Below are 20,221 nucleotides of genomic sequence, written 5' to 3' on the forward strand. Positions count from 1 at the left end.
CGTGACGGCGTCCGGCCAATCGCGTCTACTCGGAGTGCGCGCCGGCGCCCGCGCCGGCCTGGCCCTCGCCGATCCACACGGTCTTGGTGTTGCAGAACTCGCGCATGCCGGCGGCGGACAGCTCGCGGCCGTACCCGGAGTTCTTCACGCCGCCGAACGGCAGCTCCGGATAGGACGTGGTCATCCCGTTGATGAACACGTTGCCGGCGTCCAGGTCGACGGCGAAGCGCTCCTGCTCGGCCGGGTCGTTGGTCCAGGCGTTGGAGCCGAGGCCGAAGCTGGTGCCGTTGGCCACTTCGATCGCCTCGTCGTACGAGCCGACCCGGTAGAGCCCGCCGACCGGCCCGAACACCTCCTCGGACCACATCCGCATCTCCGGGCGCAGGTCGGTGACCACGGTCGGCGGGTAGTACCAGCCGTCCCCGGCCGGCTTCTCACCGCCGCAGAGCACCGTCGCGCCCTGGTCCACCGCGTCGGTGACCTGGGCGTGCACCTCGTCGCGGCCACGCTCGCTGGCCAGCGGGCCGACGTCGGTGCCGTCGTCCATCGGGTCGCCGACGCGCAGCGCCGCCATCCGGGCGGCGAACTTCTCGGCGAACGCGTCGAACACGTCGGTGTGCACGATGAACCGCTTCGCGGCGATGCAGGACTGACCGTTGTTCTGGCAGCGGGCGGTGGTGGCCACCTCGGCGGCGGTGTCCAGGTCGGCCGAGGGCATCACCACGAACGGGTCGCTGCCGCCCAGCTCCAGCACCGTCTTCTTGATCTCCCGGCCGGCGATCTGGGCGATGGACCGGCCGGCCGGCTCGCTGCCGGTGAGCGTGGCGGCGCGGACGCGGGGGTCGCTGAGGATCCGGTCGACCGCGTCGGAGCCGACCAGCAGCGTGGTGAACGCGCCCTCGGGGAACCCGGCCCGCCGGAACAGGTCCTCCAGGTAGAGCGCGGTCTGCGGCACGTTCGAGGCGTGCTTGAGCAGGCCGGTGTTGCCCGCCATCAGGGCCGGGGCGGCGAAGCGCATGACCTGCCACAGCGGGAAGTTCCACGGCATCACCGCGAGCACCGGGCCGATCGGCTGGTAGCGCACGTACGCCCGCCTGGCCTTGACCGCGGCGGCGTCGGCCGGCTCGTCGGCGAGCATCGCCGGCGCGTTGTCGGCGTAGAAGCGGCACGCGGTGGCGCACTTGGTGACCTCCGCCTTCGCGGCGGCGTACGTCTTGCCCATCTCGGTGGTCATCAGCCGGGCCGTCTCGTCGCGCTCGGCGTCGAGCCGGTCGGCGGCGGTGGTGAGCCACCGGGCCCGCTGCGCGATGGTGGTCTCACGCAACTGCCGGAAGGCCAGGTCGGCCCGCTCGATCGCGGCGTCGATCTGCTCGTCCGACATCGCGTCGTACGTCTTGAGCACCTGTCCGGTGGCGGGATTGGTGGTGGCGATGGGCATGTCGTCCTCCTGTCACTCGAACAGCGAGTGCCGCACGCCCGGCTCCTCCCGGCGGCGCGCGGCGCGGCGGCGCTGGATCACGACCAGGTCGACCACCGCCACCACGGCGAGCAGCGCGCAGACCACGCCCAGCCAGGCGATGCCGGCGGCGAACGCGAGCACCGCGAAGACGGTCATCACGACCAGACCGAACGTCGCCAGCACGAGCCGCAGGTTCAGGGCGCTGTTCGCGTGGCCGACCGTGCCGCGGGCGCGCCGGGGTTGTGATCGGGTCATTCCTGGGGCCTACCCCGGCACGGGCGGGGATAACCGGCCGGGGCGGGAACGCCGGTGATCCGGGACACCCGGCGGGCGGTCGCCGGATGCGCGCTGCGGGCGGGTGCGTTACTTCGGGGTGCCGGTTTCCGGCGGAGATCCCGCGGGCCGGTGGAGAGGATGGCATGACCACGACGCAGGCCGTACCCGTGACCGTCGCCGTGTCCCGGCGCGCCGACCCCGCGCGTACCGACGAGGTGGTGGCGTGGATGCGGGCCGGTACGGCGCTCGCGGAGAGCTTCCCGGGCTTCCTCGGCGCCGGTTTCGTCCGTAGCGCCCCCGGTTCCGGCGAGTGGCACGTGATGTACCGCTTCGCCGACGCGGACACGCTGCGCGGGTGGGAGGACTCGCCGCAGCGGCGCTGGTGGCTCAGCTCGGCGCAGGGCATCGTCGAGCACACCCGGGTCGAGCGGCGCACCGGCATCGAGGGCTGGTTCGACCCGCCGGTGGACCACGTGGTCGAGACGTTCGGCGAGCCGGAGCCGGCCGCGCCGCCGCGCTGGAAGCAGGCGGTCACGATCTGGCTGGCGTTCTTCCCGCTCAGCCTGGCCGCCACGCTGCTGACCGCCCGGTTCCTCGCCGACGTGCCGCTGGCCGGGCGGACGCTGCTGATGACGCTCGTGCTCACCCCGCTGATGACCTACCTGGTGCTGCCCCGGATCACCCGCCTGCTGCACCGGTGGCTGCACGGCCGGCCTGCGCCGACCCGACAGATGTGAACGACAGTGGCCTATGCCTGATAGCCGACAGAACCGCTTCCGGGACCCCGCCGGGGCATAGGGTCGACGCGCCCGTTGCCGCCGCCCGACGGGGGAACCCATGCCTCGACGCTGGATCGCCGCGCTGGCCTGCCTGGCGGCGCTCGTCGCGCTCGCCTGTGACGGCTCCGGCGAGGCGTCGCCCCGGCCCTCCGGCACACCCAGCCCCGGCGAGCCCCGGGTCCTCACGGCGCTCGGGGACTCGGTCACCACCGGCTACGGCTCCTGCCTGGTGCTGGTGAGCTGCGAACGCAACTCCTGGTCGACCGGGGACGGCCTGCGGGTGGAGAGCATCTACCGGCGGCTGCGCGCCGACGCGCCGGGGCTGCGGGCGTACAACCGGGCCGTGCCCGGGGCCCGCGCGTCCGCGCTGACCGGCCAGGCCCGGTCCGCGGTACGCGACAAGGCCGACCTGGTCACCGTGCTGATCGGCGCGAACGACGCCTGCCGGGGCGACGTCGACGACATGACGCCCGTCGCCACGTTCCGCGACCAGGTCGACGCGGCGCTCGGCGTGTTGCGCGAGGGCCGGCCGAAGGCCCGGGTGCTGATGGTCAGCATCCCGGACCTGCACCGGCTCTGGCAGATCGGGCACACCGAGCCCCGCGCCGTGCGGGCCTGGTCGCGTGGCGTCTGCCCGGCGCTGCTCGCAGACGCCACGTCGACCGCGCCCGCCGCGGTGGCCCGCCGGGCCCGCGTCCGGGACCGGATCGAGGCGTACGACGGACAACTGCGCGCCGCCTGCCGGGCGTACGGGTCACGCTGCCGCTGGGACGGCGGCGCGGTGCACCGTCACCGCTTCACGCTGGACCAGGTGAACGCGCTGGACTGGTTCCACCCGAACGCGGCCGGGCAGGGCCGGCTGGCCGAGGTGGCCTGGAACTCGTCCGGCTGGGCGAGCTGACCGGCGCGGGCCGGACGGACGGACCCAGGGCCGAGGAGGGTCAGGGCTGACGCGGGCCGGGAAGCGGCCGGGGACCACCGGCCCGGTAGAGGGCGCGCGTACGGTCGGCCAGTTCCTTCGTGGCCGACGAGTTGGCCCAGGTGCCGAGCACGATCGCGGCGCCCGGCACGACCTTGGCGAACATCCGCTTGGCGGCGCGTACCCCGGCCATCCGGGCCAGCCGGACACCGAGCTGGAGCATCACCCGGCCCAGCGCCCGATCGGCGGCGGAGCCGAACAACGCGCCGGCCCGCTCCCGGCCGGCGGCCACCCCGAGCGCCAGGCGGGCGGTCTGGGCGGCCTTGTGCACCCGCTGGAGCACCAGCAGATCGGTGGCCCGGTCGACGTGCGTCGGGTCGGCGCCGTACGCGGCGGCCACGTGCAGCACCAGCCGGGCCTGGGTCCAGGCCAGCACGCCCACGTCGATCACCGCGCCGGGCAGCCCGGCGGCGCCGGAGACCGCGCCGGAGAGCCGGGCGTGGTTGACGAACTTGCGGACCGCCTGGTCCGCCAGCTGCTCGGGCGGCGCGTCCGGCCGCAGGGCGCGTTCCCGGGCCGCCCACTGCGCGGCCTCCGGCCCGAGCCGGCGTACCGCCTCCAGGGCCAGGTGCTCCGGGGCGTACTGCGGGTCCTCCCGCATCCGGTCCCAGAGCTTGGCCGGTGGCGCCTCGGGCGCGTCCACCGGCGGGGCGGGGGCGGCGGGGACGGCGTCGGGCTCCCCGACGGGGGCGGGGTCGGTCACGAAGGGCTCCGGGGGCTCGTGCGGCGGGGGTGACGCGGGTCAGCGCCGGCGCGACTGCAGCCGGGTCGCGATCTGCCGCAGCCGGGCCTGGTTCTCCGGCTTGGACATCTCACGCCGGCCGCGGTCGACCAACTGCTGGCCCCGCGGCGACCGCAGGAAGGCGGTGATCCGTTGCATCAGCGACATGGTGTCCTCCGTCCCGCGGTCCCCTTCATGTGTACCTGGGACCGGCAAGCCCCGTGATACCCGAATCGGCCCTTCGGCAACCACTCGTCCGGCTCAGCCCAGGATCTCGGCCACCACCTCGCCGGCCCGCCACTCATGCTGGGCGTACGCGTCCGGGAACGCCGAGATCTGCACCGCCTGGGCGGCCACCGACAGCGGCAGGTCCTGCCAGCCGGGGATCTCCTCCAGCGCGGACAGGAAGGCCTTCGTCGCGTACTCCGGGTCCATGAGCTGCTCGACGGTGCCCCAGCCGCTGCTCGGCCGCTGCTGGAACAGCCCGACCGAGTCGTGGTCCCAGCCGATGGCCTGGTGCGGGTAGTTCTGCGACTCGGGCAGCACGCCGCTGGCGTAGTTGAGCAGCGTGCTCTCCTGCATCGCGGTCGCCACCGCGATGACCAGGGCCCGGCGCGGCACGCCCATCTCCTTGCCGGCCTGCACGATCTTCTTGGCGTTGTTCATCTGGGTCCGGTCCAGGCCGGCGACCGGGACGATCTGCCGGACCGTCTTCGTCGGCTTCGGCTTGGGCTTGGCGGTCGCCTTCGGGCTCGCCGTCGCGGACGGGGCGGCGGTGGTCGGCGCGGTGGTCGGGCGGGCGCTCGCGCGGGAGGCGACGTCGGCCTCCGCGCGCTCGGCGACCTCCGCCGAGGGCGCCGGGGCGGCGGCGCGCTCCGGCGCGCCGAAGCCGGCCTGGCTGACGCCGACCAGGCCGAGGCAGCAGGCCGCGCCGGTGGCGACCGCGAGCTTGGTCCGGCCGGGCCGGGGGTTCATGGGGGCCCAGAAGCGGGTACGCCGGAAGAGTCCCTGGAGCCTCGTCGAACGGTTGGTGGAGGGGGTATCGTCCGAACGGTCAGCCGGGCGGCCGGGGCCGAACGGGTCGTCGAGGGTGCCGTCGCTACGCATCCGACGAGGCTAGGCGGGGCAAACCGGGATCACCCAGGCCTGTTGAGTGGCCCTCGCCACACTTCGGCCGACCCGGGCCGGACACTCGCGGCCTGCCGCGCCCAGCCGACGACAGACCTCGGGAACCCGGCGAATCACCCGCCGGCCACGCGCCGAAACTCTCCCGGCACGAACCTCGTAGATGTCCCGCTCCCGCCCGGTGATCGACTAACTCGTCCGTTCGGACGATCCGGATGTCGGCCGCCGGACCGGGGCGTAGCCGAATCGTGATCACCATCCGGGCATCAGAGGTGTCCGTAACGGAATGGACCACACCCCCCGGTACGTTTGCCGAACCGGGGAGACCGCACGTTCGGCGCTCCCCCGTACGCGTCGACAGGGAGGACCCCACCGGTGCTCGATCCACACGAGCTCTACGAACTCACCGACGAGCTGCCCGAGCTCGGCCAGCCGGTGCTGATCCAGGCGCTCACCGGCTTCGTCGACGCCGGTAACGCCACCCGGCTCGCCCGGGAACAGCTGCTCACCTCGCTCGACGCCCGGACGATCGCCCGCTTCGACGTCGACCAGATCTTCGACTACCGCTCGCGCCGCCCGGTGATGACGTTCGTCGAGGACCACTGGGCCGACTACGACGCCCCGGCGCTGGAGCTGCACCTCCTGCGCGACGACGACGAGACCCCGTTCCTGCTGCTCACCGGCCCCGAGCCGGACCTGCAGTGGGAGCGTTTCGTGGCCGCCGTCGCCGGCCTCTGCGCCCGCCTCGACGTCCGGCTCACCGTCGGGCTCAACTCGATCCCGATGGCGGTGCCGCACACCCGGCCCAGCGGCGTCACCGCGCACGCCACGCGCAAGGACCTGATCGCCGGCCACGAGCCGTGGCTGCAGAAGGTGCAGGTGCCGGCCAGCGTCGGTCACCTGCTGGAGTACCGCCTCGGCGAGCAGGGCCGCGACGCCCTCGGCTTCGCCGCGCACGTGCCGCACTACGTGGCCCAGGCCGAGTACCCGGCCGCCGCCGAGGCGCTGCTGTCCGCCGTGTCCCGCAGCACCGGCCTGCTGCTGCCGGTCGAGGACCTGCGCACCGCCGCCGAGGCGGTCCGGGTGGAGATCGACCGCCAGGTCACCCAGACCGAGGAGGCGGCCACGCTGGTGCAGGCGCTGGAGGAGCAGTACGACGCGTTCGCCCGCGGCCGGGGCGAGAAGAGCCTGCTCGCCGGCGAGACCGGTCCGCTGCCCACCGCCGACGAGCTCGGCGCCGAGCTGGAGCGCTTCCTGGCCGAGCAGACCCGCCCCGGCGACACCCCGGAGCGCTGAGGCGGCGGGACGGGCGGCGATGCGGCAGGCTGGGGCCATGCGCCTGGCGACCTGGAACGTCAACTCGGTGAAGGCCCGCCTGCCCCGGCTGCTCGACTGGCTGGCCACCACGAAACCCGACGTCGTGTGCCTGCAGGAGACCAAGTGCCCCGACGGGGCGTTCCCGGTCGCCGAGGTGGGCGAGCTGGGCTACGACGTGGCCAGCCACAGCGACGGCCGGTGGAACGGCGTCGCCGTCCTGTCCCGGGTCGGGCTCGCCGACGTGGCGGTCGGCTTCCCGGGCGAGCCCGGCTTCCCCGAGCCCGAGGCCCGCGCCATCTCGGCCACCTGCGACGGGCTGCGGGTCTGGTCGGTGTACGTGCCGAACGGCCGCACGCCGGACGACCCGCACTACGCGTACAAGCTGGCCTGGTTCGCGGCGCTGCGCGACGCCCTGGAACCGGAGGTCGCCGGGCCCCTGCCGGTGGCCGTCTGCGGCGACTTCAACGTCGCGCCCACCGACGCCGACGTCTGGGACCCCGCGCTGTTCGCCACCTCCACCCACGTCACCCCGGCCGAACGGGCCGCCCTGGCCGCGCTGCGTGACCTCGGGCTGGAGGACGTGGTGCCGACGCCGATGAAGGGGCCGCACCCGTTCACGTACTGGGACTACCGGGCCGGGATGTTCCACCAGAACAAGGGCATGCGGATCGACCTGGTGTACGCGAGCGCGCCGTTCGCCCGCGCGGTCCGCTCCGCGTACGTGGACCGGGAGGCCCGCAAGGGCAAGGGTCCCTCGGACCACGCCCCGGTCGTGGTCGACGCCGACCTGACGCCGGCCGTCGAGACGTTCTGAGTCCGAGGCTCGTTAGGGTGGACGTATGGCAGTCGTGAAGATCAACGCGATCGACGTCCCGCCCGGCGCCGGTGAGGAGCTGGAGAAGCGGTTCGCGGCCCGGGCCGGCGCGGTGGAGAACTCCCCCGGCTTCCTCGGCTTCGAGCTGCTGCGCCCGGTCGCCGGGGAGAGCCGCTACTTCGTGTACACCCGCTGGGAGAGCGAGGAGGCGTACCAGGCGTGGGCGCAGGGCCCGTCCCGGGCCGCGCACGCCGAGGGCGGCGAGCCGCGCAAGCCGGTCGCCACCGGCGCGAACCTGCTGGAGTTCGAGGTCGTCCAGCAGGTCCCCGCCAAGCCCTGACCCCTCCCCCTCCCCATCCCCCTTCTCCGTCGATCATGAAGTTGGCGGCGCTCGACGTCCGTTTTGTCACCGCCAACCTCATGATCGACGGGGCGGTGGCCCGTCAGGATGCCAGGGACGCGAAGACGATCACGTTGTCCTGGTAGCCGGTGCGGCCGCCGACCCACTCGCCGCCGCAGGTGATCAGGCGCAGCTCGGCCGGACCTGAGTCGCCGTAGACCCGCGCGGCGGGCAGGTTCGCCTTGTCGAAGTACTCGACGCTGTCCACCTTGAACGTCACCACGCTGCGGTCCGCGCGGGTCACCTGGATCCGCGCGCCGGTTTTGAGCGAGCGCAGCCGGTAGAACACGGCCGGGCCGCTCTTGGTGTCGACGTGGCCCACGATGATCGCCCGACCCGGGTCGCCGGGCACCGCTCCCCTGTCGTACCAGCCGGTCTGGTCGTGCTCGGTCAGCGGCGGCACGTCCACCGAGCCGTCCTTCGCCTGCCCGACCGGGGTGACCGGCGCGTTGACCTTGATGGCCGGCACCGCCAGGCGTACCGGCCGGCTCGCCGGCTTCCGGGCCGGAGCGGCAGCGCTCGCCGGGGCCGCCGCCGCGCCCGAACCGCCCGATCCGCTCGACTCGGTCGACGCGTCGGCGAAGTCGAACGGCCCGGCTGTGCGCCCCAGCCCGGCCCCGGTGGCGAACACACCGACCAGCACCAGCACCACTGCCAGCGGCTTCGACCAGGAGCCCCGGCCCCGGCCCCGCCCGCCCGGCGATGCCGGTGGCGGCTCGACAGGCGGCGGCCCGGCGGGGCGTGGGCGCAGGGCCGGCGGATCGGCCGACGGCGGATACCACGGTCGCGACGCGGCGGGCGGCGGCATCCACGGCCGCGACCCGGAGACCGGCACGGCAGACGATCCGGTCCCGGCGGACGGACCCGTCCCGGCGGCAGACCCACTCCCCGAGCGCGGGCCGGTCCGGGGCGCGGCGGCCGGATCAGCCCTGGAGAACCGGGCGGCGTCGGCGGGCGGCCCGGCCCGGGACGGCCGGGCCGAGCCCGTGGGCGGCGCGGCGGGCGGGGGCAGAGCCACGAACGGCCAGCCGGAGCGCCGGGATGCGGCGGGCGGCGGGACGAAGTGCTCGGCCATGGCGGGCCTCAGCGTCCGGCGGCGCCACGGGCGTGGCGGCGGGACGCGGCCACACCGAGCCCGGCGCCGACCATGGTCACTGCCAGTCCGACCGGCACCAGCAGGCCGCCGAGGCCGGGACCGGCCGTGCCGCCGAACCCGGTCGCCGGGCCGCGGCTGGGCAGGTGACTGGGCGGGTGGGTCGGCTGCCGGGTGGGCTGCCCCTGCTTGACCACCTGGAGCATGGTGGAGGCGGTCTCCCCGCCCGGGCACTCCAGCTTGACCCGGTAGTTGCCGGGCCGGGTGCGCTCGTGGACCATCGGCGTGGCGGTGAGCAGGCCGCGCTGCGGCTGCACCTGGATCTTGCCGAACGCGTCCGAGGTGACGATCGCTGGCACGGTGTTGTTCCGGCAGCTCGCCCGGATGCCGACCAGGTAGCCGGGCGACACGGTGCCCGGGGTGACCTCCACGAAGATCACGTCGGCCGGGGGCTGTTCCGGCACCGGCTCGGCGGCGCGCGGCGCGGCCTGGGCGGGCAGCGCGCCGACCAGCGGGGCGGCGCACGCGGCGACCGCGACCAGCAGCGCCTCACGTACCCTGAACGACCCCATGACCCCTCCCGGCGTACGGGATGAATCCTCTCACCCCCGGCCGCACATCACATCCGATCCGGGCTAGGCTCGGCTCGTTGTGACCCTCACCGACCTTCCCGCCGCCCGCATCCGCACCTTCCATCCGCGTCGCGGGCGGATGAGCGACCGGCAGCGCGACGCGCTGGACCGGCTCTGGCCCGCGTACGGCCTCAGGATCGCCGCCCTCGACGGGCCGTGCGATCCGGCGGCGCTGTTCGGACGGCGGGCGCCGCTGGTGCTGGAGATCGGCTCCGGCATGGGCGACGCCACCGCCGCCATGGCGGCGGCCGACCGGGACCGACACTATCTGGCGGTCGAGGTCCATACGCCGGGAATCGCCAACCTGCTCGACCTGGTGGAACGCCACGGTCTGGACAACGTACGGGTGGCCGAGGGCGACGCGCTGGACCTGGTCCGGGCCATGCCGGAGGGCTGCCTGGACGCGGTGCACGTCTTCTTCCCGGACCCGTGGCCGAAGACACGCCACCACAAGCGGCGGATCATTCAGCCGGCGCACGTGGCGCTGCTGCGGTCCCGGCTGGCGCCGGGCGGCACGTTGCACTGCGCGACGGACTGGGCCGAGTACGCCGGGTCGATGCGCGAGACGCTCACCGCCGACCCGGAGCTGGTCGACGTACACGGCGGCTACGCGCCGCGTCCGGCGCACCGGCCGGTGACGAAGTTCGAACGCCGCGCGCTGACCGCCGGCCGGGAGGTCTTCGACCTGATCCACCGGCGGCGCTGAACCCGTTGCGCTGAACCCGGTTGGCGCGGCGCGGTGTGATCCAGGCACGATGGGAGCCGCCATGACTCTCACCGCCGCGCTGCCGAAGACCGCCGATCCCGACACCCTCTACGACGCGTTCGCCTCCTGGGCGTCCGAGCGCGGCCTGAATCTCTATCCCCATCAGGAGGAGGCGGTCATCGAGATCGTCTCCGGCGCGAACGTGATCATGAATACGCCGACCGGCTCGGGCAAGAGCCTGGTGGCGATCGCGGCGCACTTCGCCGCGCTGGCCGACGATCGCACGACCTTCTACACCGCGCCGATCAAGGCGCTGGTCTCGGAGAAGTTCTTCGCGCTCTGCGAGGTCTTCGGCGCCGAGAACGTCGGCATGCTCACCGGCGACGCCAGCGTCAACGCGGACGCGCCGATCATCTGCTGCACCGCGGAGATCCTGGCCAACCTGGCGCTGCGCGAGGGCCGCCGCGCCGACGTCGGCCAGGTGGTCATGGACGAGTTCCACTTCTACGCCGAGCCGGACCGGGGCTGGGCGTGGCAGGTGCCGCTGATCGAGCTGCCGCAGGCCCAGTTCGTGCTGATGTCGGCCACGCTCGGCGACACCACCCGCTTCGTCGACGACCTGAGCCGGCGCACCGGGCGGCCGACCGCCGTCGTCCGCTCGGCCGAGCGGCCGGTCCCGCTCCTCTTCTCGTACGCGACCACGCCGCTGCACGAGACGCTCGAGGAACTGCTGGAGACCAAGCAGGCCCCGGTGTACGTGGTGCACTTCACGCAGGCCGCCGCGCTGGAACGCGCCCAGGCGCTGATGAGCGTGAACGTCTGCACCCGCGCGGAGAAGGACATGATCGCGCAGGCGATCGGCAACTTCCGGTTCACCTCCGGCTTCGGCAAGACGCTGTCCCGGCTGGTCCGCCACGGCATCGGCGTGCACCACGCCGGCATGCTCCCGAAGTACCGCCGCCTGGTCGAGACGCTCGCCCAGGCCGGCCTGCTCAAGGTCATCTGCGGTACGGACACGCTCGGCGTCGGCATCAACGTGCCGATCCGCACCGTGCTGTTCACCGGTCTCTCGAAGTACGACGGGGTGCGGACGCGCCTGCTGAAGGCCCGCGAGTTCCACCAGATCGCCGGCCGGGCCGGACGGGCCGGGTTCGACACGCTGGGCCGGGTCGTGGTGCAGGCCCCCGAGCACGTGATCGAGAACGAGAAGGCCCTCGCGAAGGCCGGTGACGACCCGAAGAAGCGTCGCAAGGTGGTGAAGAAGAAGCCGCCGGAGGGCTCGATCGGCTGGGGTGAGCCGACGTTCCAGCGCCTGGTCGAGGCCGAGCCGGAGCCGCTCACGTCCAGCTTCCAGGTCAGCCACTCGATGCTGCTCAACGTGATCGGCCGTCCCGGCGACGCGTTCGCCTCGATGCGGCACCTGCTCACCGACAACCACGAGGACCCGGCCGCGCAGCGCCGGCACATCCGCCGGGCCATCGCCATCTACCGCGCGCTGCGGGCCGGCGGCGTGGTCGAGGAGCTGCCCGAGCCGGACGAGACCGGCCGCCGGGTACGCCTCACCGTCGACCTCCAGCTCGACTTCGCGCTCAACCAGCCGCTGTCACCGCTGGCGCTGGCCACAGTGGAACTGCTCGACCGGGAGTCGCCGTCGTACGCGCTCGACGTGCTCAGTGTGATCGAGTCGATCCTGGACGACCCGCGCCAGGTGCTGTCCGCGCAGCAGTTCAAGGCCCGCGGCGAGGCGGTCGCCGCGATGAAGGCCGAAGGCATCGAGTACGAGGCACGCCTCGAACTGCTCGACGAGGTGACCTGGCCCAAGCCGCTGGCGGAGCTGCTGGAGTCCGCGTACGAGATGTACCGGCAGGGCCACCCCTGGGTCGCCGACCACCAGCTCTCCCCCAAGTCGGTGGTCCGCGACATGTACGAGCGGGCCATGACGTTCCCCGAGTACGTCCAGTTCTACGGGCTGTCCCGCTCCGAGGGGCTGGTGCTGCGCTATCTCGCCGACGCGTACAAGACGCTGCGGCAGACCGTCCCCGAGGACGCGAAGACCGAGGAGCTGGTCGACCTCATCGAGTGGCTGGGCGAGCTGGTCCGCCAGGTCGACTCCAGCCTGATCGACGAGTGGGAGCGGCTGCGCAACCCGTCGGACGTGGCCGAGGTCGCCGCCTCGCTGGACGACCGGCCGCCGGCTGTCACCCGCAACGCGCGGGCGTTCCGGGTGCTGGTGCGCAACGCGATGTTCCGTCGCGTCGAGCTGGCCGCGCTGCGCCGCTGGGACCTGCTCGGCGAGCTGGACGCCGGCGACGGCTGGAACGCCGACGCCTGGGCCGACGCGCTGGAGCCGTACTTCGAGACGTACGACGCGATCGGGGTGGGGCCGGACGCGCGCGGGCCGGCGCTGCTGATGATCGAGCAGGGCCGCGAGAAGTGGACCGTACGGCAGATCCTGGACGACCCGGACGGCGACCACGACTGGGGCATCAGCGCCGAGATCGACCTCGCCGCCTCCGACGAGATCGGCGCGGCGGCGGTCCGGATCACCGACGTCGGCCAGCTGTAGGACTACGCGAAAAAGGGCCGCCCGGGATGTCCGGGCGGCCCTTTTCGTGCCCTGGGCGATTGTCAGACCCGTCGATTAGAATGTATGTACTAATCGAGCTGTTGACCTGGGAGGATGCTCGTGACTGCGCCCACCTCCGCGACCCCTGTCACCCCCTACGCCACCCTCCTCGGATTCACCCGGTACGTCGACCGCACCGGGCCCACCAAGGCCACCTTCGTCGGCGGGCTGCGCCGGCAGCGGGCCAGCCGGCACGGCTTCAACCCGCACGGCCAGTTCGTCAAGGCGCTCAAGGCCGACGTCGCGTTCCACACCGGCGGCACCCACCTCGCGCAGGTCGCCGACCTGGTCAAGCCGCGCTGGCGCCCGCTCTACGAGGCGCTGGTGCCGGGCGCGACCCGCTGGCTGCAGTCGCTGGGCGAGCCGGCCGGCGTCGACCTGGCGCAGACCCGCGACGCGCTGGCGATGCTGGGTGACCTGCCCGTGAAGATCAACCCGCAGTTCGGTGTGCGGTACGCCGACGGCCGGGCCGAGGCGATCCGGCTGCACTTCGACGAGGCGCCGCCGAGCGAGGAGGCGACCCTGGCCACGCTGCACCTGATGGCCCGGCACATGGACGCGGTGCTGCCGCACGCCGAGCCGGTCCTGGTCGACGTGCGGCGAGGCGAGGCGCACCGGATGCCCGCCGACGTCAAGCCCGAGCAGATCGAGCAGTGGCTGGCCGGTGAGGCAGCCGCGTTCCGCGCCATCTGGTCCACCGCCGCCTGACCGACCGATCCGATCCGGCTCACCGCCGCCCCACCGAACGGCCGTCCCGCACCCGGGACGGCCGTTCGGCGTGCTGCGCCCGGGGCGACCGACCGGGCCGGAGCAGCCGCCGCGGCGGGGCGACACCGTCCCTCGTGTGCGCTTTCCCCTCCGTGCTCAGGTTAGTGGCATATGTGAGTAGTAGTCGGGAACAACCCGCCTGACTCCGCCTCGCCCCCGCCGGTCGTCGTCTCGTCCCGCCGCCCGTCGTCCGTCGAGGAGCACCAGTGGTAACAAACGACTCGCCTGTCGTACCCCCACTGCGGACCGCCCGCGCCCCGCGCCCGGTACGCGGACGCCTCATCCTGCTCGGGCCCGCGTTCGTAGCGGCGGTCGCCTACGTCGACCCCGGCAACTTCGCCACCAACTCCACCGCCGGGGCCCGGTACGGCTATCTGCTGGTCTGGGTGGTGGTGGCGGCGAACCTGGCCGCCATGCTGGTGCAGACGCTCACCGCCAAGCTCGGCCTGGCCACCGGGCGCAGCCTGCCCGAACTGTGCCGGGAGCACCTGCCCCGGCCGCTGAACCGGGTCATGTGGGCGCAGGCCGAACTGGTAGCCATGGCCACCGACCTGGCCGAGGTGATCGGCGGGGCGGTCGCGCTGTACCTGCTGTTCGGCGTCCCGCTGCTGCCCGGCGGCCTGATCGTCGGCGCCGCCTCGTTCGCCATCCTGGCGCTGCGCTCCAGAGGTTTCCGGACGTTCGAGATCGCCATCGCGGTGCTGCTCGGGGTGATCGTGCTGGCGTTCGCGGTCAACCTGGTCACCGCGCAGCCGGACGTGTCCGACGCCGCGGCCGGCCTGCTGCCCCGCATGCAGGGCACCGACAGCATGCTGCTCGCCGCCGGCATCCTGGGCGCGACGGTGATGCCGCACGTCATCTACGTGCACTCGGCGCTGACGCCGAACCGCCTGCCCGCCGAGGGCGAGGCGCAGCGGCGGGTGATCGCCAAGGGCCTGCGGGTCGACGTGCTGATCGCGCTCGGCGTCGCCGGGGCGGTCAACCTGGCCATGCTGCTGGTGGCGGCGAGCAGCTTCCACGGCACGTCGATCCCGGGCACCGACACCCTCGAAGGCGTGCACGCCGGGCTCGCCACCACGCTCGGTACGGCCGCGGCGGTCGGCTTCGCGGTCGCGCTGCTCCTGTCCGGCCTCGCCTCCACGAGCGTCGGCACGTACGCCGGTGAGATCATCATGCAGGGCTTCCTGCGCCGCCGGATCCCGCTGCTGATCCGCCGGATGATCACGCTGCTGCCCGCGCTGGCGGTGCTCGCGATCGGCGTCGACCCGACCCGGGCGCTGGTGCTGTCCCAGGTGGTGCTGAGCTTCGGCATCCCGTTCGCGCTGATCCCGGTGGTGATGTTCACCCGGCGCCGGGACCTGATGGGCAGCCTGGTCAACCGGCGGGCCACCACTGCGGCGGCGGTGGCGATCACGGCGTTCGTGGTGGCGCTCAACGCGTTCCTGCTCTGGCAGCTGACCGCCTGAAACACACCAGCGCCCGTCCGGCCCGGTGGGGCTGGACGGGCGCCGGTGATCGGGGCTCAGGCGGCCAGGTACTTCTCCAGGTCGTCCAGGATCTTGTTGGCGGCGCCCACGCCGATGCCGGTCATCCAGATCTCGTCGGAGACCACGTGCGCCTTGCCGGCCTTGACCGCGGACAGGCCCTTCCACAGCGTGCCGCCGGTGACCTTGGCCTGCTCGGCGGCGGCCTTCTCGCCGTACGCGGTCACGAACACCACGTCGCCGTCGGCCTCGGCGATGCGCTCCGGGCTGACCCGGTCCATCCGCTTGTCCTCCTTGCCGGCGAGCATCTGCCGCTCGGGGCGGCCCAGGCCGGTGTCGCCGACGACGATGCCGGAGAAGGAGTCCGGCCCGTACAGGCGGATCTCGGTCGGCATGAAGCGCACGATGGAGACCTTGCGGGACGCGGCGTCGCCGAGCTTCGCGCCGAAGTCCTTCGCCCGCTTCTCGTACTCGGCCAGCAGGTCCTTGGCCTGCTGCTCCTTGCCCAGCGCCGCGCCGTCGAGGAGGAAGTTCTCCTTCCAGGTGATGCCGACCTTCTCGGTGAAGACGGTCGGGGCGATCTTGGACAGCTCGTCGTAGAACTTCTCCTGGCGGAACTTGCTGCCCAGGATGAGATCCGGGTTGAGCGCGTTGATCGCCTCCAGGTCCGGCTCGGTGAGCACGCCGACCTCGGTGATGCCGGCGAGCTTGTCCGCGCCGAAGTAGGTGGGCCAGCTCTTCGCCTCACCGGCGGTGGCCGCGCCGACCGGGGTGACGCCGAGCGACAGCGCGGTGTCGATCTTGTCGGTGTCGAGCACGACCACGCGCTTCGGCTCGGCCGGCACCTTCGTGGTGCCCATGGCGTGGGTGATCTCCCGGGTCTCCCCGGTGCCGGCGCCGCCGACGGGATCGCTCTCCCCGCAGGCGGTGAGACCGACGCCGAGGGCGAGCGCGGCGGTGAGTGCGACGGCGAGACGACGCATGGTGTTCCTTTCGGTGGTGCGGGTCGGCGCGCTCAGGCGTCGCCGACGGGGACGCCGGCCGTGGCCGGCGTGGCGGCCGGAACGGCCGAGGTCTGGGTGAGGGCCGGCACCACGAGCGGGGCGCCGCTGACCGGGCAGGGCACGACCACGCAGTCCAGCCCGAACACGTCGCGGACCAGGTCGGCGGTGAGGATCTCGCGCGGCTCGCCGGCGGCGACCACCGCGCCGTCGCGCATGGCGATCAGGTGACCGGCGTACCGGGCCGCCTGGTTGAGGTCGTGCAGCACGGCCACCACGGTCCGGCCCCGCTCGGCGCGCAGCCGGTGCAGCAGGTCCAGCACCTCCACCTGGTGGGCCAGGTCGAGGTACGTGGTGGGCTCGTCCAGCAGCAGCGCGTCGGTGTCCTGGGCCAGCGTCATGGCGATCCACACCCGCTGGCGCTGGCCGCCGGAGAGCGTGTCCACCGCCCGGTCGGCCAGCCCGGCGACGTCGGCCAGCCGCATGGCTTCCTCGACCGCCCGGCCGTCCTCGGTCGACCACTGCCGCCACCAGCGCTGGTAGGGCTGCCGGCCGCGCCCGACCAGGTCGGCCACGGTGATCCCCTCGGGCACCAGCGGGCTCTGCGGCAGCACGCCGAGTCGCCGGGCCACGTCCCGGGTGGGCAGGTCCCGGATCGCCGCGCCGTCGAGCAGCACCGCGCCCCGCCGGGGCGTGAGCAGCCGGGCCATGGTGCGCAGCAGCGTCGACTTGCCGCAGGCGTTCGGGCCGACGATCACGGTGAACGTGTCGGCCGGCAGGTCGAGGTCCAGTCCGTCCAGCACGGTCCGGCCCTCGTAGCCGACGACCAGGTCGCGGGTGGACAGCAGCGCGGTCACGAGCGCCTCCCTCGGGTGCGCAGCAGCACGAAGATCAGGTACGGCCCGCCGATCGCCGCGGTCAGCACGCCGGCCGGCAGTTGGGTGGGCGCCAGCAGCCGCCGGGCGCCCAGGTCGGCGAGCACCAGCAGCAACGCGCCCAGCAGCGCGGCGCAGAGCAGCGGCGGTCGCTCGGTCCGGGCCAGCCGGCGGGCCACCTGCGGGGCCACGAGCGCCACGAAGTCCACCGCGCCCACCTGGGCGGTGACCATCGCGGCGGCCAGCACGCCGGTGCCGGCCAGGCCGATGCGCCGGGCCACCGGCCGCAGGCCGATCCCCCGCGCGGTGTCGTCGTCGAGCGTGCTGCTGCGCAGCGCCCAGCCGGCCCAGAGCAGCACCGGCAGCAGCACGGCGAGCGTGCCGGCGATCCAGGCCGCCTCGCTCCACCCCTTGCCGGCGAGCGTGCCGATGAGCCAGATCTGCGCGCGCAGCCCGTCGATCGGGTCGGCGGTGAGCATGACGACCTCGATCAGCGCCCGGAACGCGAACGCCACCGCCACGCCGGCGAGCACGAACCGCTGGGCGGCCAGGCCGTGCCGGGCGCCGAGCGCGAACACCAGCACCGCCGCGGCCAGGCCGCCGAGCAGCGCCGCCGGCGCCACCAGCACCGCCGCCGCCCCGCTGGTCAGCGCGATCGTGGCGGCCAGCCCGGCGCCCTGGGTGACGCCGATGACGTCAGGGCTGGCCAGGGGGTTGCGGGCCACGCTCTGGATCAGCGTGCCGGCCACGCCGAAGGCCGCCCCGGCCACGGCCGCGAGGACCGCGCGAGGCAGTCGCAGGTCGCGCACCACGAGGTCGTACGGGGTGCCCGCGCCGGAGAGCGACCGCACCACGTCGACGGGGGCCACGTACGGCGTCCCCAGCGACAGGCTGACCACCACCGCGAGGCAGAGCAGCACGAACAGCACCAGCGCCAGAACGACAGGACGCCACCGGAACGGCACCACCACCGCCGCCCCGACCCGCAGAACCCCGCGCCCGGCCCCCAGCGGCCCACGTCGTTGATCTTGCACTTGCTGCCCCGACCGCGCCGGGATCGCCCCTTTCGCCGGGGCGGCAAGTGCAAGATCGCGGGAGTCTGTGCGGGGGACCGGGGTGGTCATGTCGTCACCGTTTTGGCTCGGTGGACCAGGTAGGCCAGCAGCGGGGCGCCCAGCAGGGCGGTGATGATGCCCGCGGGGATCTCGCCGGGCGGGGCGACCAGGCGGCCCGTCACGTCGGCCGCCAGCACCAGCGCGGGGCCGAGCAGCGCGGCGACCAGCAGCGTCCACCTGTGGTCGGCGCCCACGAGCGCCCGGGCCAGGTGCGGCACCGCCAGCCCGACGAACGCGATCGGCCCGGCTGCGGCCACCGCGGCGCCGGTGAGCAGCACGCCACCGCCGCCGGCGGCGAGCCGGACCAGGGCGACCCGGTGGCCGAGCCCCCGGGCCACGTCGTCGCCGAGGGCGAGCGCGTCCAGGCCACGGGCGGCCAGCAGGGCCAGCAGCACGCCGGCCGCCACGAACGGGAGCACCTGACCGGCCACGCCGACGCCCCGGCCGGTCAGCCCGCCGACCACCCAGAAGCGGTACTCCTCGAACGTGCGGGCGTCGATGCTGAGCAGCGCGTACACGATGGCGCCGAGACCGGCGTCGAGGGCCGCGCCGACGAGCGCGAGGGTGACCGGGCTGGCGCCGTCGCGGGCGCGGTTGGCGACCGCGAACACGAGCAGCCCGGTGAGCAGCGCGCCGGCGATGCCGAACCAGACGTACCCGGCGAGCGTGCCGACCCCGAACACGGCGATGGCCAGCACCACGCCGAACGAGGCCCCGGCGCTGATGCCGAGGATGCGCGGCTCGGCCAGCGGATTGCGGGTGACCGCCTGGAACAGCACCCCGGCCAGCGCCAGCGCGAGGCCGACGACCAGCCCGAGGACGGTACGCGGCAGCCGCATGTCCCGGACGACAGTGGTCGCGTCGCCACCGTCCGGTGACACCAACGCGTGCCACACCTGGTCGACCGGGATGTGCCGGCTGCCGAGCGCCAGGCTGGCCAGCAGCGCCAGCAGGAGCAGCAGCGCCGCCGCCAGGGTGACCGCGATGCGGCGGGGTGCGCCACGGCGGGCGGGGGCCCCGGCCCGCGCGGGCCGGACGGCGACGGTGGTCACGGGGTGGCACGCCTTCCGGTTAGGTACGCCTCACCTTAGCTGACCTGGTAAGGCGCACCTAACCCGCCGGTGTCGATGCCCGGCAACCCCTAGCCTGAGGGCATGCGATTCGACAGGCACACGGTGGTGCTCCTGGTCCGTCCGGACGACGCGCCGGACCTGCCGCAGGACGCGCTCGACCGGATCCAGGACGCCCACCTGGCGCACCAGGCCGGGCTGGTGGAGCAGGGCGCGGTGCTCGCGGCCGGGCCGTTCCTGGACGGCGACGACGGACGCGTCCGCGGTTTCGTGGTGCTGTCGGTGGACCCGCAGATGGCCCGCGAGCTGTACGCGAACGACCCGGCGGTCCGCGCGGGCCGGCTCGTCGCGCAGGTCAGCAGCTGGATGGTGCCGGAGGGTCAGGTCCGCTTCGAGCAGGTGCCGGTACCCCGCTCGATGCTGGAGGCCGCCGCCGGCGACTGAGCGTTGCGGCTCAGCGCGCCGGACCGGAGCGCCGGTCAGTCCTCCGCGGCCTGCCGGACACCCGGCACCACCGGGGTCGGCCACAGCGGGGCACGCGGCCCGGCCGGCACCTCGACCTGCTGGTCGGACCAGACGTACGTCTCGGGCAGCAGGTCGGCGATCGGGACCGCGCGCAGCCCGTCGGGCGGCCCGACGATCACCCGGATCGACGGGAAGTAGTCGAGCAGCACCTGACGGCAGCGCCCGCACGGCGGGATGACGCCCCGGCCCCGGTCCCCCACCGCGACGATCGTCTCCAGCTCGCCGGCGCCCTGGGTCGCGGCGGCCCCGATTGCCACCACCTCGGCGCACGGACCGCCGGTGAAGTGGTAGACGTTGACGCCGCTGAACACCCGGCCGTCGGTGCTGCGTACGGCGGCGGCGACGGTGTGGTTGTCGCTGCGGCAGCGCAGCTTCGCCACGGCGGTGGCGGCCTGCACGAGCGCCCGGTCGGTGTCCCGCATGATCATCCCCGCCCCTCGTCGGCCCCGTCGGCCC

At 73.8% G+C, this 20,221-nt stretch carries 22 protein-coding genes; 10 read left to right on the forward strand and 12 right to left on the reverse strand.

Translation table 11 applies throughout. The features are described from left to right. Positions 1–25: 25 nt before the first annotated feature. Positions 26–1,438, reverse strand: a complete 1,413-nt coding sequence (locus O7542_RS15290) for an NADP-dependent succinic semialdehyde dehydrogenase (protein WP_281604764.1) — start codon at positions 1,436–1,438, stop codon at positions 26–28. 12 nt (positions 1,439–1,450) lie between these two features. Next, a complete protein-coding gene (locus O7542_RS15295) occupies positions 1,451–1,714 on the reverse strand; it encodes a DUF6343 family protein (RefSeq protein ID WP_043325060.1) in 264 nt (87 codons plus the stop codon). A 164-nt stretch (positions 1,715–1,878) separates the two neighbouring features. On the opposite strand from O7542_RS15295, the gene O7542_RS15300 reads away from it, so the two are divergent. Both O7542_RS15300 and O7542_RS15305 read left to right on the forward strand, forming a co-directional pair. After that, the gene (locus O7542_RS15300; protein WP_043325061.1) at positions 1,879–2,472 is read left to right on the forward strand and encodes an antibiotic biosynthesis monooxygenase; all 594 of its coding nucleotides are present in this window, start codon (positions 1,879–1,881) and stop codon (positions 2,470–2,472) included. A 100-nt stretch (positions 2,473–2,572) separates the two neighbouring features. After that, complete coding sequence (locus O7542_RS15305) at positions 2,573–3,415, forward strand: GDSL-type esterase/lipase family protein (protein WP_281604765.1); 843 nt, start codon at positions 2,573–2,575, stop codon at positions 3,413–3,415. Positions 3,416–3,455: 40 nt separating this feature from the next. On the opposite strand, the gene O7542_RS15310 is transcribed toward O7542_RS15305, so the two are convergent. The 3 genes from O7542_RS15310 to O7542_RS15320 form a co-directional block, all read right to left on the reverse strand. Then, a complete protein-coding gene (locus tag O7542_RS15310; RefSeq protein WP_064447511.1) occupies positions 3,456–4,196 on the reverse strand; it encodes an EcsC family protein in 741 nt (246 codons plus the stop codon). Positions 4,197–4,235: 39 nt separating this feature from the next. After that, positions 4,236–4,382 carry a hypothetical protein gene (locus tag O7542_RS15315; protein WP_166456378.1) on the reverse strand — a complete coding sequence of 49 codons (147 nt, stop codon included), beginning with the start codon at positions 4,380–4,382 and terminating at the stop codon, positions 4,236–4,238. Between the two features lie 93 nt (positions 4,383–4,475). Next, positions 4,476–5,321 carry a peptidase M23 gene (locus tag O7542_RS15320; RefSeq protein WP_281604766.1) on the reverse strand — a complete coding sequence of 282 codons (846 nt, stop codon included), beginning with the start codon at positions 5,319–5,321 and terminating at the stop codon, positions 4,476–4,478. A 393-nt stretch (positions 5,322–5,714) separates the two neighbouring features. On the opposite strand from O7542_RS15320, the gene O7542_RS15325 reads away from it, so the two are divergent. From O7542_RS15325 to O7542_RS15335, 3 genes are read left to right on the forward strand one after another with little or no spacing between them, the layout of a single operon-like run. Continuing rightward, complete coding sequence (locus O7542_RS15325; RefSeq protein ID WP_043325065.1) at positions 5,715–6,635, forward strand: PAC2 family protein; 921 nt, start codon at positions 5,715–5,717, stop codon at positions 6,633–6,635. 37 nt (positions 6,636–6,672) lie between these two features. After that, a complete protein-coding gene (locus O7542_RS15330) occupies positions 6,673–7,470 on the forward strand; it encodes an exodeoxyribonuclease III (RefSeq protein ID WP_281604767.1) in 798 nt (265 codons plus the stop codon). Positions 7,471–7,495: 25 nt separating this feature from the next. Beyond that, entirely contained in the window at positions 7,496–7,810 is a 315-nt protein-coding gene (locus O7542_RS15335) for an antibiotic biosynthesis monooxygenase (RefSeq protein WP_043325067.1), read from the forward strand. A gap of 103 nt (positions 7,811–7,913) precedes the next feature. On the opposite strand, the gene O7542_RS15340 is transcribed toward O7542_RS15335, so the two are convergent. After that, positions 7,914–8,621 (reverse strand): class F sortase, encoded by a 708-nt coding sequence (locus O7542_RS15340; RefSeq protein WP_223201427.1) that lies wholly within the window; start codon positions 8,619–8,621, stop codon positions 7,914–7,916. 332 nt (positions 8,622–8,953) lie between these two features. After that, a complete protein-coding gene (locus O7542_RS15345) occupies positions 8,954–9,535 on the reverse strand; it encodes a hypothetical protein (protein ID WP_043325069.1) in 582 nt (193 codons plus the stop codon). Positions 9,536–9,614: 79 nt separating this feature from the next. Here O7542_RS15345 and trmB point away from each other — a divergent pair, with 79 nt between their 5' ends. The 4 genes from trmB to O7542_RS15365 all read left to right on the forward strand — a co-directional run bounded on the left by trmB (position 9,615) and on the right by O7542_RS15365 (position 15,161). Next, positions 9,615–10,301: a tRNA (guanosine(46)-N7)-methyltransferase TrmB gene (trmB, locus tag O7542_RS15350; protein ID WP_043325070.1), complete on the forward strand. Its 687-nt coding sequence runs from the start codon at positions 9,615–9,617 to the stop codon at positions 10,299–10,301. A 61-nt stretch (positions 10,302–10,362) separates the two neighbouring features. Beyond that, positions 10,363–12,867, forward strand: coding sequence for a DEAD/DEAH box helicase (locus O7542_RS15355; protein ID WP_064447507.1), 2,505 nt, complete (start codon positions 10,363–10,365; stop codon positions 12,865–12,867). 120 nt (positions 12,868–12,987) lie between these two features. After that, the gene (locus O7542_RS15360; RefSeq protein WP_043325072.1) at positions 12,988–13,635 is read left to right on the forward strand and encodes a hypothetical protein; all 648 of its coding nucleotides are present in this window, start codon (positions 12,988–12,990) and stop codon (positions 13,633–13,635) included. 266 nt (positions 13,636–13,901) lie between these two features. Beyond that, a complete protein-coding gene (locus O7542_RS15365; protein WP_281604768.1) occupies positions 13,902–15,161 on the forward strand; it encodes an Nramp family divalent metal transporter in 1,260 nt (419 codons plus the stop codon). Between the two features lie 56 nt (positions 15,162–15,217). Here O7542_RS15365 and O7542_RS15370 read toward each other — a convergent pair whose 3' ends face one another. From O7542_RS15370 to O7542_RS15385, 4 genes are all read right to left on the reverse strand, one after another. After that, positions 15,218–16,162, reverse strand: coding sequence for an iron-siderophore ABC transporter substrate-binding protein (locus O7542_RS15370; RefSeq protein ID WP_043325074.1), 945 nt, complete (start codon positions 16,160–16,162; stop codon positions 15,218–15,220). A gap of 32 nt (positions 16,163–16,194) precedes the next feature. Then, positions 16,195–17,037 (reverse strand): ABC transporter ATP-binding protein, encoded by an 843-nt coding sequence (locus O7542_RS15375; protein ID WP_113973193.1) that lies wholly within the window; start codon positions 17,035–17,037, stop codon positions 16,195–16,197. Further along, positions 17,034–18,023 carry an iron ABC transporter permease gene (locus O7542_RS15380; RefSeq protein ID WP_281604769.1) on the reverse strand — a complete coding sequence of 330 codons (990 nt, stop codon included), beginning with the start codon at positions 18,021–18,023 and terminating at the stop codon, positions 17,034–17,036. The genes O7542_RS15375 and O7542_RS15380 overlap by 4 nt, the downstream gene beginning before the upstream one ends. Positions 18,024–18,175: 152 nt before the next feature. Further along, positions 18,176–19,222, reverse strand: coding sequence for an iron ABC transporter permease (locus O7542_RS15385; protein WP_187693611.1), 1,047 nt, complete (start codon positions 19,220–19,222; stop codon positions 18,176–18,178). Positions 19,223–19,324: 102 nt separating this feature from the next. Between O7542_RS15385 and O7542_RS15390 the strand changes: the two genes are divergently transcribed. Beyond that, positions 19,325–19,684 (forward strand): YciI family protein, encoded by a 360-nt coding sequence (locus tag O7542_RS15390; RefSeq protein ID WP_013285335.1) that lies wholly within the window; start codon positions 19,325–19,327, stop codon positions 19,682–19,684. Positions 19,685–19,719: 35 nt separating this feature from the next. Here O7542_RS15390 and O7542_RS15395 read toward each other — a convergent pair whose 3' ends face one another. Continuing rightward, positions 19,720–20,187 carry a cytidine deaminase gene (locus tag O7542_RS15395; RefSeq protein WP_231915568.1) on the reverse strand — a complete coding sequence of 156 codons (468 nt, stop codon included), beginning with the start codon at positions 20,185–20,187 and terminating at the stop codon, positions 19,720–19,722. Positions 20,188–20,221 lie beyond the last annotated feature (34 nt).

Origin of the sequence: Micromonospora sp. WMMC264, assembly GCF_027497275.1 — a bacterium.
Classification (GTDB): Bacteria; Actinomycetota; Actinomycetes; order Mycobacteriales; family Micromonosporaceae; genus Micromonospora; species Micromonospora chalcea.

What these genes read in the sequence shown, in the direction of transcription:
- O7542_RS15345 (WP_043325069.1), bottom strand. Translation starts at nt 9,535, where the DNA reads ATGGGGTCGTTCAGGGTACGTGAGGCGCTGCTGGTCGCGGTCGCCGCG.
- O7542_RS15355 (WP_064447507.1), top strand. Translation starts at nt 10,363, where the DNA reads ATGACTCTCACCGCCGCGCTGCCGAAGACCGCCGATCCCGACACCCTC.
- O7542_RS15305 (WP_281604765.1), top strand. Translation starts at nt 2,573, where the DNA reads ATGCCTCGACGCTGGATCGCCGCGCTGGCCTGCCTGGCGGCGCTCGTC.
- O7542_RS15320 (WP_281604766.1), bottom strand. Translation starts at nt 5,321, where the DNA reads ATGCGTAGCGACGGCACCCTCGACGACCCGTTCGGCCCCGGCCGCCCG.
- O7542_RS15290 (WP_281604764.1), bottom strand. Translation starts at nt 1,438, where the DNA reads ATGCCCATCGCCACCACCAATCCCGCCACCGGACAGGTGCTCAAGACG.
- O7542_RS15315 (WP_166456378.1), bottom strand. Translation starts at nt 4,382, where the DNA reads ATGTCGCTGATGCAACGGATCACCGCCTTCCTGCGGTCGCCGCGGGGC.
- O7542_RS15330 (WP_281604767.1), top strand. Translation starts at nt 6,673, where the DNA reads ATGCGCCTGGCGACCTGGAACGTCAACTCGGTGAAGGCCCGCCTGCCC.
- O7542_RS15390 (WP_013285335.1), top strand. Translation starts at nt 19,325, where the DNA reads ATGCGATTCGACAGGCACACGGTGGTGCTCCTGGTCCGTCCGGACGAC.
- O7542_RS15335 (WP_043325067.1), top strand. Translation starts at nt 7,496, where the DNA reads ATGGCAGTCGTGAAGATCAACGCGATCGACGTCCCGCCCGGCGCCGGT.
- O7542_RS15370 (WP_043325074.1), bottom strand. Translation starts at nt 16,162, where the DNA reads ATGCGTCGTCTCGCCGTCGCACTCACCGCCGCGCTCGCCCTCGGCGTC.
- O7542_RS15395 (WP_231915568.1), bottom strand. Translation starts at nt 20,187, where the DNA reads ATGCGGGACACCGACCGGGCGCTCGTGCAGGCCGCCACCGCCGTGGCG.
- O7542_RS15295 (WP_043325060.1), bottom strand. Translation starts at nt 1,714, where the DNA reads ATGACCCGATCACAACCCCGGCGCGCCCGCGGCACGGTCGGCCACGCG.
- O7542_RS15300 (WP_043325061.1), top strand. Translation starts at nt 1,879, where the DNA reads ATGACCACGACGCAGGCCGTACCCGTGACCGTCGCCGTGTCCCGGCGC.